A 14,198-nucleotide genomic window follows, 5' to 3' on the forward strand; every position below is an offset into this window, starting at 1 on the left:
TCTATTTTCTAACGGAAATAGATTTACCTAAATCTCTTGCTGTATCACGCGCAAGTGCTGTGACGATTGTTCCTTTTTCAACGATAATCTCAGTTGCCGTAATTTCTCTGACATCATCATTTGACAGCAATTTCTTTTTAAAATCATGCTGGTTTTTAACAATAATCTCTGACGTTTTATTGTCGACAAGTACGCTTGAACGAACTTCGCCAGAGCGAATAACATGCCCAACCGTTCCCTGCGTGATTAAACCCGCATTTGCCTCATCTGTATCGATATGCATTTCTAAACGATACCGCTCAGAAACTCTAATCTTCACGTTACGATAAGCAATCGGTCGTATTCCAGCTACTTCTACCGTTACATACTCGCCATTTTGTACGCCCAATTGCATTGCGTCCTCGGGCTGCATATGAATATGAGCTTGGGCAATGATTAACCCTTCATCGAGATATAGACTTGCTTTTGTCCCGATTAACGTAAATGCTCCTGAACCTGCAATATTACCTGATTCACGAAGTGGCGGCTTAACGCCAAGCTTCATAGCATCTGTCCAGCTGACTTCTGCTTGCGTCAACGAGCGCGCAGGGCCAAGTACACGAACACGTTCAATGCTCCCTCTTGGACCTGCAATGACTACTGTCTCATTCGCTGCAAATTGATTTGGTTGGGATAAATCAGCTTTCTTCGTTAATTCATACCCTTTACCAAATAGTATCTCAACATGTTCTTGCGACAAATGGACGTGACGAGCAGAAACAGCGATTGGTATTGTATTTGGAGGAAGTACAGGTGCTTGTTTTGGTTCAATTTCTGCTTTTGTTAATTGGCCAAGTACTTCCCCCACAATTTTTTCAATCAATTGCTGATCCATGTCGTTACCGCCTTCCTGTTAAAAACATGCGAGTATTAGTTATCTGATTTAGGTAATAGCATTTCAAGCTCATCATGCGGTCTTGGAATTACATGAACAGATAGCAATTCGCCTACACGTTGTGCCGCTGCAGCTCCTGCATCTGTCGCCGCTTTAACTGCACCTACATCTCCACGTACTAAAACAGTTACAATTCCTCCACCTACGTGTACTTTACCAACTAGATGTACGCTTGCTGCTTTCACCATTGCGTCTGCTGCTTCGATTGCACCGATTAATCCTTTTGTTTCTACCATTCCTAATGCTGTACCTTCTCTATTCATGTCTGTTTCCTCCTAGTAATTTTTAGTTTGGTATGTTGAAATGAAGCATTTCATTGAATCCGCTGCGGCGCTTGGGGATGCCTCTTTTAAGGCGCCTTCGCTAGTTTGCAGAGGTATTGAAGTATTCTTATTTAGATAATTGTTTCACGATTTCGTTGACTAAGTCTTTCACCATTTCAGGATTGACATTGTCACTTGAACTCATAGATTTCAATACTTGTGAGACTACTTGTTCTGTTACGTCTTCACTTGAATCAGCTGTATTTTTCGGAAGCTGTACTTCTTTAATGCCATAAGCCATTCGTTTAATGTTTAACAAATGCTTAGCTGTTACATTGTCGGATGTAATATTCCCCCCGAATGTCCCACAACCTAATGTCATCGAAGGCATTAAACCTGTTGTGCCCCCAACCGCTCCAACGGATGACATCGTGTTTACTAAAATACGTGAGACAGGCATATCCATCGCAAATTCACGTGCGATAGCGTCTGTTTCTGTATGAATGGACAGCGAATGCCCACGGCCGCCTAGGTTTAATAATGATAAACAAAGGTCTTTTGCATGATTCAGATCAGATGCTACATACATTGCGAAAACAGGGGATAACTTTTCAAGCGAGAAAGGAATTTCTTTTCCTACTTTTGTTTCCATCCCAACGATGACACGTGTCCCTTCGGGTAGTGTAATGCCTGCCAATTTCGCAATGACTTGCGGGCTTTTTCCAACAATTTTAGGATTCACTTTTCCCGGAACAGGTGAAACTACTTTTTCCATGATGAGCTTTTCTTCATCTGATAAAATATACGCACCGTTTTTCTTTAATTCGCGGTTAACTAGCTCTAAAATGTTGCGGTCTACCACTATCGCTTGCTCTGTTGCACAGATTGTTCCATAATCGAACGATTTACTGTCGATGATATCTTTAACTGCTTTCTCGATTTTGGCAGAACGTTCAATATAAACGGGAACATTTCCGGGACCGACTCCATATGCAGGTTTCCCTGAACTGTATGCCGCTTTTACCAATGCACTGCCACCCGTTGCAAGAATTAAGTTCACATCGGGATGCTTCATCAATTGTTGTGTTGCATCCATCGAAGCCATCGTTAAGCACTGGATCAACCCTTTTGGTGCTCCCGCCGCCACAGCCGCTTCGTCACAAACCTTTAACGCTTCGTTCGTACATTGAATTGCATAGGGATGGGGGCTTACGACAATTGAGTTTCTCGTTTTCAAAGCAATTAATGTTTTAAAAAACGCGGTTGACGTTGGATTTGTTGTTGGAATGATTGCTGCCACAACTCCAAAAGGAGCAGCTATCTCAACAACCTTTTTAACTTTATCCTCACCGACTACACCGACTGTTTTTAAATCTTTAATACTTTCGTAAACATCTCTTGAACCAACTTCATTTTTAATGGTTTTATGAGCCGCTACACCCATTCCTGTTTCTTCTACTGCCATCTTACCTAGTCTTGCAGACTGTTCGTACGCCGCATCAGCAACCGCCTTAACGATACGATCCACTTGCTCTTGTGTAAAACTCATATAAGCTAATTGTGCTTCCTTAGCGATTTGCACTGCTGTACGCATTTCCTGGAGAGCTAATAAATCAGCATCTATTGCTATTACCACTGCACTCTCTCCTTTCCTAATATTCTAAAGGCCTCTTCGCCATATTCAAAATGGCTTCTCTAAACGCATCCGCCGCTGCTTGGCAAGAAGATTGACTGCCTGTTAGTAACCCTCCACCAAAGTTCGTTTCAGAAGGCGGAGCGAAAAATTCACACACACTAACGTCTGCCGCCTTTAACGCCGCATCCAGTCCTACAATTGCTTCGATTGGCGGAGCGATTAAGTAAGCAAGCGATTGGCCGGGTGAAATCCCAGCAACCTCTGCCAAATAACTTCCACAGCTTGAAATTGTATGCGCATATAACGCATGATTTTCATCATCATTGATGGCTTCAAAGTAAGCCGTATTTTCGATTGTGGTACGAATCGAATCAAGGCCGCTTTTCACTTCATCCGGAGATGAACCTGCTATGATGCCGATAAATTCTCCTGAAAGAGGACCCGATGCATGTGCCGATCCTGCGTAAAAACTTTTTGCATAGACCACTTCGACGTCCGAATCTTTCGTTGCCTGATCGGCAGCCGTATAACCCACGTCATCAATCGTTGTTGTAAATAACCCCAAACTCCGTTGGTAAGGCTTTAAATTAAACTTCGTAGCTAGCCCAGCATCTACATTAGGAATAACTTGCATAGACAACACTTCTGCATGAACTTTCTTCATGACATCTACACACCTCCTATCCTTCCTTCTTAACAAGTGAAACGCCACTTGCTTCATACTTCAATATCTTTTGGATAACAGTTCCAAGATACGCTCCTGCTTCCACCGGTGGAATTCCACCTTTGTGAATATTTGAAACGACCATGCGTTCCGCTTCGATCGTTCCAATGCGGGGTTTGTAACAAATATAGGCGCTTAATGATTCTGCCGAGACAAGTCCTGGACGCTCCCCAATTAAAATGATGACGACATCAGGCTGCAGGATTTCACCTATTTCATCCATTAAAGCAACTCTGCCTTTATCAACATAAATAGTGGTACCCATCTCAATATTTAAATTGTTTAACGACTGCTCCAATGATAAGTAGACATCTTCTAAATTCACTTCAAGTGCTTTGGCACTTAGTCCGTTAGAAGCAACAATTTGTACCCTTGGAGCGCGCTGGCATTTTTCCGTAACCATTTTTTTAGAGTCATCCGATAATCTTCTTCCTAAATCAGGTCGTCGGATATACTCTTCTTTGTCCAACACTTTTGAATGCAATTGGAGGAAGCCCAATCGTTCCAATATTTCTTGCGGAACTTCACCGTAAACAGCGTCTACAGCTGCTGCATGGTCAAATCTGAATTGGAGCCAGGTAGCTGTTTTCGGTCTAGTACCTGCTCTTCCCACTACAATCCGTGCAGGTGTTTTCTTACGAAGATCAGCTAAGTACGCTTCCTTATTTGATTCCTCTATTACAGGCTTACTTTTGCTTGCTTGCAGATTTACGCTTTTCGGCTTTTTATCCTCTAGCGCCGTATCGAAGAATTTCACATTTCCATCAGGAGTTGCACGCACTGTTTCCTCTGTAAAATGATTTCCTACTAAAGTCTCTTGAAACAACATAACAGGCATCTGTTTGTTGTCATTATCACGATCATCTGTTTTCAAGTTACTTGTTTGGAGTTTTTCAACGACCATCTTCGTAATCTTTTCAATGAGTTGTTCATTCACAGATGTCATCTCCTAACGTGTAAATATAGTAGGGTCGCCTGCTCGAGCACTTAAGCGACCGTTTTCATAAATCCCCATTTTTTCAAGCCATTTTAAGTATTCCGGCGCCGGTGTTTTACCAAACGTTTGTAAAAGCGTTGCTACATCGTGGAAGCTCATCGACTGGTAATTCAGCATTACATCGTCTCCCATAGGAGTAGCGATGATGAAGTTGACCCCTGCAGCAGATAATAAGACACCTAAATCTTCAATGTCATTTTGGTCTGCTTTTATATGATTTGTGTAACAGATGTCCACACCCATCGGAATGCCGTGCATTTTACCCATGAAGTGATCTTCGAGACCAGCACGTATGACTTGTTTGTTGTTATACAAGTACTCAGGTCCGATAAAACCGACCACCGTATTTACGATGAACGGATCGAAGTGTCTTGCGAATCCGTAATTTCTAGATTCTAGCGTTAATTGATCAATTCCATGATGCGCTTCTGCCGACAGCTCTGACCCTTGACCCGTTTCAAAATACATAACTTGTGGGCCTGAACCCGTTCCCTGTTTCATAGCGAGATCTTTTGCTTCTGCGATCAGTTCTGCAGTAATACCAAATGAGCGATTTGCTACTTCAGTTCCTGCAATACTTTGGAAAATCATATCTGCCGGAGCACCTTGTTCAATTGCTTTCATCTGCGTATTTACATGAGCTAACACACAGTTTTGAGTAGGAATTTCCCATTCTTGCATGAAATCTTTTGTCGCATGCAATAGCCGTTTAACACTTTCAACGGAGTCGTCAACAGGGTTAATCCCAATTACTGCATCGCCAATTCCATATGACAATCCATCTTTCAGAGATGCAATCATTCCATCCACGTTGTCTGTCGGATGATTTGGCTGTAACCGAGATGAAATCGTTCCTTTTTGACCAATCGTAATATTACATGTTGTTAATATTTCAACTTTATTGGCCGCATGTACTAAATCAAGATTAGACATTAACTTCGCAACTGCAGCAATCATTTCGGAAGTTAAGCCCCTGCTAATACGTTTCAGTTCACGGTCGCCCACTTTATTACTTAAAATGTATTCCCGTAATTCAGCGACACTCCAATTTTTTAATTCTGCATAAATCCGTTCATTTATATCGCCTTCAATAATTCTGGAAACTTCGTCCGTTTCGATTGGTATTAAAGGATTGTTACGAATATCACTTAATAAGATTTCACTGAGGACCGTTTTTGCAGCAATTCGTTCTTGTACAGTTTCCGCTGCAACACCCGCCAGCCGATCTCCCGACTTTTCTTCATTTGCTTTTGCCATTACTTCTTTCAGATCGGCGAAATTATAACTTATGCCGCCTAAAGTTGTTTTTAATATCAAAAGTAGACACCCTCCTTCACGATGAGTGAAATGTTAATGTTTTGACGACGACAGGGACAACTCCGGATTCAAGTGCTCTTCCGATGTCCATATAATCACCATGTTCGACAGTAATTTGATCGATACATATAACGCTTTGCCTGACTTGCATAGCAATCAAAGTTTGACCTAACACTTTTGCATGATCAGTTTGTAAAATTAGAACAATCGGTTGATCGGGATCAGGTCGTTGTTCCATCACCTGAATAATGGCGGCCGCTAACTTTTGAATATCTCTAAAGCCCATATAAGGCAGTTCGGAAATGTATAATGCAAAGTTCTGTCCTTCTCTGGCCGCATCATATATATCGATTGCATTTTTAACGGCTATTTCAAAGTTTTCTAATCCAGTTTGGAGATTCTCACCAAACGCATAATTGTAAACTGGTATATTCTTAAGCGGTAATTCATCCGATGCCACCTGGATTGTTGCTCCGCTAATTTCTGTTGTTTGCGTGCCCGCTCCAAGAACTGTTGCCCGTACTGTTTCAACAGGCTCCAACCATGAATAGCTTTGCAATGCTTCATTCCTTTGAAGAGCTTTTGCCAACTGTACACCTATATCATCGTAATTCGATTTCTGCCCCTTATCCGGTTCATGATTATACATGCACTCAGAAATACCACCCGAAAAAACAAGCGTGTCAATCTTTTCGTGCCAGTTGGGATGATGTCCTAGCAAAAGCACTTCATCCTTTTCTTGGACATCATTTTTCAGTATTCTTCCCAACGACTCCGCCATGAAATCGGTTACAAATTTTATATTCCTTGATTCTGAATTATCGCCCACATGTAATAACACATTTTGCTCCGTTAAAAGCTTTTGTACAGGCGGAGAAATAGAATTTACTTTCCCCTCATGAAATTCTATGAGTCGCCCTCCAATATGCAATGTACATGTGCCAAGAAGTACCTTATCTTTGTAAACAGCAATGTTCGCCGTTCCTCCGCCTATATCGATATTGGCAATTACTTTTCCGCTACGACTAGAATAGTCATATGCTCCGGAACCTTTAGCAGCTATAATTCCTTCTAAATCCGGTCCTGCTGTAGCTACTAAGAAATCACCAACTTCACCTGACAAATAGTGAAGCATCTCGCTCGCATTTTGCTTTGTCGCCGTTTCACCGGTAATAATGACTGCACCGGTTGCAATTTGCGAAGCAACGATACCGGCCTTTGCATATTCTGAACGAACAATTTTTTCAATCTCCACAACATTTATCGTCGAAGGATTGGTTAAAGGTGTTCTGAAAATAGGACTCTTGTATAGAACTTCTTTATCTACAATTTCAATTTTGGGAACATGAGTGGTACCTGCTACATTCATCAATGAAAATCGGCTAATAATTAGCTTTGTTGTGCTCGTGCCAATGTCAATCCCCGCACTAATCATCGTCTCCGGTTCGCGATTGGAACCACCCATACTCACACCTCATTTAAGTGATATAAAAGCGCAAGGCGCCTGGACTCTAGACAAAAAATAAAAGCGCCTCTACAGACCCGAAGAAAACTCTCCGAGTAGTAAAGGCGCCTTTGCCGTGTTCATTAACTTTTAATAGTATTAATATATCAAACATTACGTGAAGTGTAAAGGTAGTCGTTGAATAAAAGCTTATCGTCCATAGCGGCGATTACGAAGTTTTTCATTGAATTCATATCATTTAACTTCACTAATTCTTTCAGGTACTCAATGCCAATTCCTTCAACTGATGAAGTAATGACAATGGGCCCACTCGAAACAACAGACTTTATCATGTCAATTGACCGCGCTATGTCTGCATTGGGATGATCACTTTTGGTAATCACTCCAATCGGCAATTTCGTAATCCCCATACTAAATCCAGGCGGAAAAATCATTTTCCCGTTTGTTGCATCCTGCAAGTAAAACACATGGGTTACTTCTAAAGCAGTAGCCATAATGCTTTTATAAAACATTGGATTCTCTGTATATTCACCAGGTGTATCTACAATCCAATCGTAATAGGTCAATGTCTGTGTTTTAAATGCCTCGACAGTTTTTCCTAATAACGCATTCGTTAACGTAGATTTTCCAGCGCCAATTGAACCAATAAGCATCGCCCTGTTTTTCATCTTCTCAAACACGTCCTTACGACTTTGTAATGAGTGCTGGCGTATATCCTAATCTCTCAGATAAAAATCGATTAATTTCACTCATAGCCATGTCGACTTCTGAAACACTACCAACAATAACAAGACTTCCCGTAAATCGATCTAAGAAACCAATCGATACATTCGCTGCTTTTGTTGCCAAATCACCCGCGATTATTACTGTTTCACTTGGTGTGCATGTCATAATTCCTAACGCACCTGCTTGTTGAATACCAAGTTTTTGAAACATATCAGGATTCGGATTAGCGATTAAATGACTTAATGTGATTTGCTTACCGGGTACAAATTCTTGGATAAACCTTTTTTTCTCTTCACTCACTTTATTTGCCCCTTTCTGCTAGATATATATCGAAAATATTTATACATGTAAAACTTAGCTTAGGCGCCTTACAAGGGAATCTTTATTTCAACTTATATAGTTAAAAGGTTAGTACAATCAGGCTTAATCTTACTTCTCGGCTTTTTCATCTTCTAAGTACTCGCCTGGAAGAATGGTTCCATCTGCACGGTCTTTCTCTTCAAGTTTCAGAGCTGTTGGAACAGATAACCAGTACGCTATCCCAATTGCACAGATACCGGCTGTTAATTTACCAATAATTACTGGCAAAATAATATTTGGTTGGAAGTTTGCCGTAAAGGACAAGTGATCTCCTAGCAAGAATGCTGCACAGACTGCAAATGCGATGTTAATGACCTTATCTTTCGGCCTCATGTATCTAACTAGCGAGAACATCGCCAAAATATTAGCCATCGTCGCTAAGATACCAGCACTCCCTGTGGAAGATAGTCCAATCCTACGTCCACCTGCTTCCAATGGTTTCGCTGCATATTTACGTAGTAAGTAAACCATTGGGAATGCCCCTGCTAACATAATACCAATATAACCAGCCGTTTCAAGTGCGCGGAATTGATCTGCTTCATCCGCCATAATTGGATCGAAGCCCCATGCGCCAAAAATGGTTGTGAATAAACCCGTGAATATTTCAACGATCGAGAAGACTAACACTAGTTTGATAGCCGCATCCATTACACGTCCAAAAATCATAAACCCTGCAATCATTCCACGTGGGAAGAACTTCAACCCTGCCGCGATTAAAAGTACAAATATGAGTAACGGTAATAGGTTAATTAGTATTTGTCCATAACTGATGACAAATTCATACGTAGAATCGGATGTTGTGCTTATGACATCACGAATTTCAGTATTAAACAATACGACCAATACAGAAGCAATAAATGCACCGATCGGAATTGTTAGAACACCAGACATTACGCCAAGTGCCATGTATTTATGATCTCTTTTATCAAGCATTGCAAGTCCCATAGGTATCGAGAATACAATTGTTGCCCCCGCCATGTATCCTACAATTAATGCCATTACCCAGCCTTCATAGGAAGTTTTCAATGCATTTGCTAACTGATACCCGCCCATATCCGATGCTAAGATTGTCGTCGCGGCAATTGCCGGATCCGCCCCAATAGCATCAAAAATAGGTCCGATAAACTTACTGATAAACCATGTTAAATAAGGTATGGATGCCATGATACCTGCTGCCGGTACAAAGATATGACCAACCGCATGAAGACCAGACATAAATTCCTTACCAAGCCCATCTTCCGGGTTTTTAATTGCCGCAAACGCCCCCAAAACTGCACAAAACATAATAATATATACAATTACTGTGCCTATCATCGCCATTAGTATTCCCCCTATTATGTAGTAATTTAATAAAAACGTTATCATTTTGTTCTTTATTTAGTAGTCAATTAGCAATCACCCCCCCAAAGAAATACAAAAAGGCCCTTAAAGAACAATCTCTTTAAGCGCCTTTGCTTGTTGTTATTCACTTTTGTTGTGCAATAATTTCCTTAGCCAATGACTCCATTGTCATTTGTCTGGTCATACTAGAATCTCTCATTCGTTTAAACGCTTCTTCTTCCGTTATTTGTTCCATTTGCATTAGAATTCCTTTGGCTCGTTCAATCAGTTTTCTTTTTTCTACTTCTTGTTTCGCGTTTTTAATATCCTCTTTCAGTCTTTTTGCTTTACCCGACTGATGGAGAGCGATTTCAACTGCTGGTATTAAATTTGATTCCGCAATAGGTTTGACCAAATAACCTACAATATTATCCTGTTGTGCTTTCTTGATAAATTCTTTTTGACTATAAGCCGTGATGATTAAAATCGGTAAGTCTAACTGATTGGCAATAATTTGACTGGCTTGTAGTCCGTTAATCTTGGGCATTTTAATATCCATCAAAATTAGGTCCGGTTTATGTAAAAATGCGAGTTCAATCGCTCGATCACCGTCCCCTGCCTCACCGACAACATCGTAGCCATGGTCTTCTAACATCATCTTGATATCCATACGAATTAAGGATTCATCTTCAGCTATCAATATTTTCTTTCTCATAATAAATAATAACCTCCGGACTTACTGGAAACATAATTGCTGCGTGTGTTCCTATGTCTTCCGGCATATAACTAAATTCGCCATTCAAGTCATTCACAACTAAATTACGTACAATTTCTAAACCAAGTGATGACTTCGTTTGTTTAATCCCAACACCGTTGTCGGAAATATGAAGCTCCAAAGAGTCTGCCTTCGAATAAAAGTTAACAATAATCTCACCGCGAGTGTCTCCAGGAAATGCGTGTTTCAAGGAGTTTTGAACGAGTTCATTAACAATTAGTGCAATTGAAACCGCTTTCCTTGATGATGTTAATATTCTATTGCCATTTGACCTAATAATCAAGCCCACTTTTTTATTGGGGCCATTTATTGTCATTGTTGAACAAACCTTTTTTGTAAGCTCAATGATATCCACATCATCATCTTCTGCATCTTCATTAGCCAAAATCAATTCGTAAACGGAGGAAATACTAAATACCCTGTTTAGCGTATCTTCAAAGTAGGATTTACTTTCTTCGGAAATCCCCTTCCTCATTTGTAACCTAAGTAAGCTTGCCACGGTTTGAAGATTATTCTTCACCCGATGGTGAATTTCTTGAATAACAACGGATTTCATCATAAGTTCTTTTTCTTTCGTACGGAGCTCAGTTAAGTCTTGGATAACGAGTAAGGTCCCTCTCATTTCATCCTTTTTCCGCAATCGAATTTTTTTGACAACGAGATTCTTACGGTCTAATGTTAATTCAGATACAAAAACGTCATCTTGCTGATCATATACAGGTTTAAGAAAAGGCAATAACTCTACTAAGTTTACATTTTGTATTTCTTCCGTATGACTCATCTCTGTTATGAATTTAACACCTACTGGATTTGCATAAGTCAACTTATTTTCATGGTCAGTCAACAGGAAAATTTCCATTAATAAGTCCGAAACTATCGGCATTTCACTATTCTTATCCCCCAAGACATAGCCGATTGACTCCTGTCCAAATGGAAGATCTTCAAGATTATTAGTGTAAGGCATGGCATGATAGACTTCTTTCTCTTGTATAAGTACAGCTATTACTTGATGCATATTATTTTTAATAGGAACTACACTTTGCTCCACAGATCTTCCTTCTTGTGTTACCGCCTGACGAATTAGTGACTTCTTCCCTTTACGATAACTATAAAACACACCCGGCTCAAAGGAATCAAACACTATCTTTCCAATAACCGAATTTTCATAAACAGCATTAATAGACTTTGGAAAAGCCTCGGCAACAACAATTGCCTGTTCATTGTCTTTCATCTTACAATCAATGAACATGTAAGCATCCGATAAATCCGCATACATTTGTAATGTAGAAGCAACACTTTTTAATTGTTGAATATCATCAGCTGACAGGTCCGTATATATAGTACACAATTGCTCGAGTGTAGATTCTGCCACTGTTAGTTAATACCCACCTTTATTTGAATTCTTTGAATACATTATAGTATTTATATCCTACAGGGTCAATATTATTCTACACTTCCTACTTTCAATTGACTCCGTTTCAAGGTACACTTTTTTCACTTGCAATGGAATTGGAGGAATTCATAATGAAAATAACACCAATCGGTATCTGGGGTGGATACCCGAAAGCAAATAGTGCCACTTCGTCTTTTTTGATCGAACACGATAACTTCCATTGTCTCATTGATTGCGGCAGTGGCGTACTTTCCTCATTGCAAAATTATTTACCTTTAGAAAAAATTGACGCCGTTGTCATCAGTCATTATCACGCAGACCATATTGCTGATGTCGGGAGTCTCCAATTCAGCAGGATCATTAATTTTTATCTAGGTCATCAAGCTCCTCCATTACCGATTTATGGGCACACTAAAGATCAAGAGAATTTCGCAAAACTCTCGTACCAAGATCAAACAGTAGGCATTGGTATTTCAGAAGATGATGTCATTCAAATAGGTCCATTTAAAGTGAGCTTTTGCCGTACGGTACATCCCGTCTATTGCTTGGCAATGAAATTCAAGGTCGGTGGCCAGTCCATTGTACTCACCGCAGATACAGAATGGCGAGATGAACTGATTGATTTCGCACGCGGGGCTGATCTTTTAATTAGCGAGGCCAATTTATATGAAGAACACGTCGGGAAAGCACCAGGTCATATGGGCGGAAGCGAAGCTGGAAGAATGGCGAAATTGGCGGGAGTAAAACAACTTGTGTTAACCCACTTGCCGTTGCACGGAAATATTGAAGAAATTCTTGATGCGGCTGTTGTTGTATATGATGGACCTACTGAACTTGCTGAAGTTGGGAAAGTATATGAAGTCTAAATTACTTTTCTCCATAAAAATAGGGCTGTTCAGGAACAGCCCTATTACTTCAATCGTTATCTTTATCACTATCTTTTTCAAATTTCAGAACTTCACCTGAAATTGCATCAATATCGAAGTCGTAGTCATATTTTCCATCTCGAATTTCGATTTCATAGACTACTCGGCCATCATCTTCGTCTAATTTCACTTCTGTCACAGTGCCTTTTGCTTGTTTCATCGCAATATTGACAGCAGCCTTTTCTGTTATGAATTTACCATTTTGAACAATCATTTTATCGTCTGAATCGTCGTTATCAAAGTCGTCATCATTATCATTTTCTTTATCTGTGCGCAATACTTTTCCTGTTTTGGCATCGATATCGAGATCATATTCAAAGCCGTTTGATTTAACTTCAACCTCATAAATATCACCCACTAGTTCACGGTCCAATTCAATTCCAGTCACTGTTCCACCTACTGATTTTACAGCAATTGCTTCCGCTTCTTCCATCGTCAATAAACCTTTTGGCGTCGCCGCGAAACTATGTCCCGCGTTCCCAGCCACCGCAACTCCACCTATTACAAGCACGCCAGCCAATGCTGGAATCATCATCCATTTCTTCATCTTGTATCTCCTCCTTTTGTTGTTACCTTCATATTACTCGGCGAACATGAGAGGACATTGTGAGGAGTATTAGAATTTGATGAGAGATTAGTCATCCCATGTGACAGACATTATTTTTCCTGAAATTGCATGAATCTGGAAGGTACCTTCCCGGTCATCAGCTGCTTCGATTTCGATTAGGTAGTAGCCTCCATCGCTTGTTTTTTCATACGAAAAGTCATCTACATCACCTTTTAGTTGAGTTTGCGCAATTGCAATTGCCTGTTCCTTGGTAATAAGCGCATTTTCCCCTGTCGTTTCCTTCACGGTTTCAGTGATTATTTTCCCCGTCATGGCGTCGACTGTCACCTTTGTAAACTTCGGGTCTTTCGACAGCTTCACCTCGTAAATCGGGGTTTCCCCGCCTGTAATCAATGAAATCCGTTCCGTTTCACCGCTATATTTCCCCGCTATAATTTCTTTCACCTTAGACTCAGAAAGCACGTCCGGAATCTCTTCCTTCATTTCACCAGTCTGGGTAAGCGATAAAACACTTCCTGTCATTGCGTCAACTTCAGCCGAATAAACCGCTTCACCTCGACTCATTTCTGCTTGATAAACGCCGTTCGTTATTGAGATGCGGTCAACAGTTCCACCGTACATGCTCTCCAACTGAGTTCGGATCGTATCAGCCGCCATCGGTTCCTGCTTATTGATCAAACTTCCTATATAAAATCCGCCCACCGTTAGAAGTACTAAGGTTAACAGGGACGGAATAAACCATGATTTTTTCAAAAAATGCATACTCCTCGCCTCCTTTCATTCATCATACGATT

Annotated in this window: 15 protein-coding genes; 1 reads left to right on the forward strand and 14 read right to left on the reverse strand. The window is 40.5% G+C overall.

What is annotated here, in order from left to right; all coding sequences use genetic code 11:
- Position 1: 1 nt before the first annotated feature.
- The 12 genes from pduL to ACP8HG_RS15230 all read right to left on the reverse strand — a co-directional run bounded on the left by pduL (position 2) and on the right by ACP8HG_RS15230 (position 11,889).
- On the reverse strand, positions 2-874 hold the full coding sequence (pduL, locus tag ACP8HG_RS15175; RefSeq protein ID WP_338654779.1) for a phosphate propanoyltransferase: 873 nt from the start codon (positions 872-874) through the stop codon (positions 2-4).
- A 35-nt stretch (positions 875-909) separates the two neighbouring features.
- The gene (locus ACP8HG_RS15180) at positions 910-1,197 is read right to left on the reverse strand and encodes a BMC domain-containing protein (RefSeq protein ID WP_067213529.1); all 288 of its coding nucleotides are present in this window, start codon (positions 1,195-1,197) and stop codon (positions 910-912) included.
- 127 nt (positions 1,198-1,324) lie between these two features.
- Complete coding sequence (locus ACP8HG_RS15185; protein WP_438298665.1) at positions 1,325-2,827, reverse strand: acetaldehyde dehydrogenase (acetylating); 1,503 nt, start codon at positions 2,825-2,827, stop codon at positions 1,325-1,327.
- A gap of 22 nt (positions 2,828-2,849) precedes the next feature.
- Positions 2,850-3,497 carry an ethanolamine utilization microcompartment protein EutL gene (eutL, locus tag ACP8HG_RS15190; RefSeq protein ID WP_067213531.1) on the reverse strand — a complete coding sequence of 216 codons (648 nt, stop codon included), beginning with the start codon at positions 3,495-3,497 and terminating at the stop codon, positions 2,850-2,852.
- Between the two features lie 16 nt (positions 3,498-3,513).
- Complete coding sequence (eutC, locus tag ACP8HG_RS15195; protein ID WP_342539250.1) at positions 3,514-4,494, reverse strand: ethanolamine ammonia-lyase subunit EutC; 981 nt, start codon at positions 4,492-4,494, stop codon at positions 3,514-3,516.
- A 12-nt stretch (positions 4,495-4,506) separates the two neighbouring features.
- Positions 4,507-5,871 (reverse strand): ethanolamine ammonia-lyase subunit EutB, encoded by a 1,365-nt coding sequence (locus ACP8HG_RS15200; protein ID WP_067213533.1) that lies wholly within the window; start codon positions 5,869-5,871, stop codon positions 4,507-4,509.
- Between the two features lie 16 nt (positions 5,872-5,887).
- A complete protein-coding gene (locus ACP8HG_RS15205; RefSeq protein ID WP_438297072.1) occupies positions 5,888-7,336 on the reverse strand; it encodes an ethanolamine ammonia-lyase reactivating factor EutA in 1,449 nt (482 codons plus the stop codon).
- A 146-nt stretch (positions 7,337-7,482) separates the two neighbouring features.
- Positions 7,483-8,004 (reverse strand): EutP/PduV family microcompartment system protein, encoded by a 522-nt coding sequence (locus ACP8HG_RS15210; RefSeq protein WP_067213535.1) that lies wholly within the window; start codon positions 8,002-8,004, stop codon positions 7,483-7,485.
- A 16-nt stretch (positions 8,005-8,020) separates the two neighbouring features.
- Positions 8,021-8,362: an ethanolamine utilization microcompartment protein EutS gene (gene eutS, locus ACP8HG_RS15215; protein ID WP_067213536.1), complete on the reverse strand. Its 342-nt coding sequence runs from the start codon at positions 8,360-8,362 to the stop codon at positions 8,021-8,023.
- 129 nt (positions 8,363-8,491) lie between these two features.
- The gene (gene eutH / locus ACP8HG_RS15220) at positions 8,492-9,742 is read right to left on the reverse strand and encodes an ethanolamine utilization protein EutH (protein WP_067213537.1); all 1,251 of its coding nucleotides are present in this window, start codon (positions 9,740-9,742) and stop codon (positions 8,492-8,494) included.
- A 145-nt stretch (positions 9,743-9,887) separates the two neighbouring features.
- Positions 9,888-10,457, reverse strand: coding sequence for an ANTAR domain-containing response regulator (locus tag ACP8HG_RS15225; protein ID WP_067213538.1), 570 nt, complete (start codon positions 10,455-10,457; stop codon positions 9,888-9,890).
- Positions 10,432-11,889 carry a sensor histidine kinase gene (locus tag ACP8HG_RS15230; protein WP_187046120.1) on the reverse strand — a complete coding sequence of 486 codons (1,458 nt, stop codon included), beginning with the start codon at positions 11,887-11,889 and terminating at the stop codon, positions 10,432-10,434. Before ACP8HG_RS15230 ends, ACP8HG_RS15225 begins: the two co-directional genes overlap by 26 nt.
- A 152-nt stretch (positions 11,890-12,041) precedes the next feature.
- Here ACP8HG_RS15230 and ACP8HG_RS15235 point away from each other — a divergent pair, with 152 nt between their 5' ends.
- Positions 12,042-12,776, forward strand: coding sequence for an MBL fold metallo-hydrolase (locus tag ACP8HG_RS15235; RefSeq protein ID WP_067213539.1), 735 nt, complete (start codon positions 12,042-12,044; stop codon positions 12,774-12,776).
- Positions 12,777-12,825: 49 nt separating this feature from the next.
- Here ACP8HG_RS15235 and ACP8HG_RS15240 read toward each other — a convergent pair whose 3' ends face one another.
- Positions 12,826-13,383, reverse strand: coding sequence for a PepSY domain-containing protein (locus ACP8HG_RS15240; RefSeq protein WP_438297076.1), 558 nt, complete (start codon positions 13,381-13,383; stop codon positions 12,826-12,828).
- Positions 13,384-13,470: 87 nt separating this feature from the next.
- A complete protein-coding gene (locus tag ACP8HG_RS15245; protein WP_187046123.1) occupies positions 13,471-14,166 on the reverse strand; it encodes a PepSY domain-containing protein in 696 nt (231 codons plus the stop codon).
- Between the last annotated feature and the right edge of the window lie 32 nt (positions 14,167-14,198).

It is taken from the genome of Sporosarcina sp. FA15 (genome assembly GCF_051550195.1).
Classification (GTDB): Bacteria; Bacillota; Bacilli; order Bacillales_A; family Planococcaceae; genus Sporosarcina; species Sporosarcina psychrophila.

What these genes read in the sequence shown, in the direction of transcription:
- pduL (WP_338654779.1), bottom strand. Translation starts at nt 874, where the DNA reads ATGGATCAGCAATTGATTGAAAAAATTGTGGGGGAAGTACTTGGCCAA.
- ACP8HG_RS15180 (WP_067213529.1), bottom strand. Translation starts at nt 1,197, where the DNA reads ATGAATAGAGAAGGTACAGCATTAGGAATGGTAGAAACAAAAGGATTA.
- eutL (WP_067213531.1), bottom strand. Translation starts at nt 3,497, where the DNA reads ATGAAGAAAGTTCATGCAGAAGTGTTGTCTATGCAAGTTATTCCTAAT.
- ACP8HG_RS15205 (WP_438297072.1), bottom strand. Translation starts at nt 7,336, where the DNA reads ATGGGTGGTTCCAATCGCGAACCGGAGACGATGATTAGTGCGGGGATT.
- ACP8HG_RS15210 (WP_067213535.1), bottom strand. Translation starts at nt 8,004, where the DNA reads ATGAAAAACAGGGCGATGCTTATTGGTTCAATTGGCGCTGGAAAATCT.
- eutH (WP_067213537.1), bottom strand. Translation starts at nt 9,742, where the DNA reads ATGGCGATGATAGGCACAGTAATTGTATATATTATTATGTTTTGTGCA.
- ACP8HG_RS15225 (WP_067213538.1), bottom strand. Translation starts at nt 10,457, where the DNA reads ATGAGAAAGAAAATATTGATAGCTGAAGATGAATCCTTAATTCGTATG.
- ACP8HG_RS15235 (WP_067213539.1), top strand. Translation starts at nt 12,042, where the DNA reads ATGAAAATAACACCAATCGGTATCTGGGGTGGATACCCGAAAGCAAAT.
- ACP8HG_RS15240 (WP_438297076.1), bottom strand. Translation starts at nt 13,383, where the DNA reads ATGAAGAAATGGATGATGATTCCAGCATTGGCTGGCGTGCTTGTAATA.
- ACP8HG_RS15245 (WP_187046123.1), bottom strand. Translation starts at nt 14,166, where the DNA reads ATGCATTTTTTGAAAAAATCATGGTTTATTCCGTCCCTGTTAACCTTA.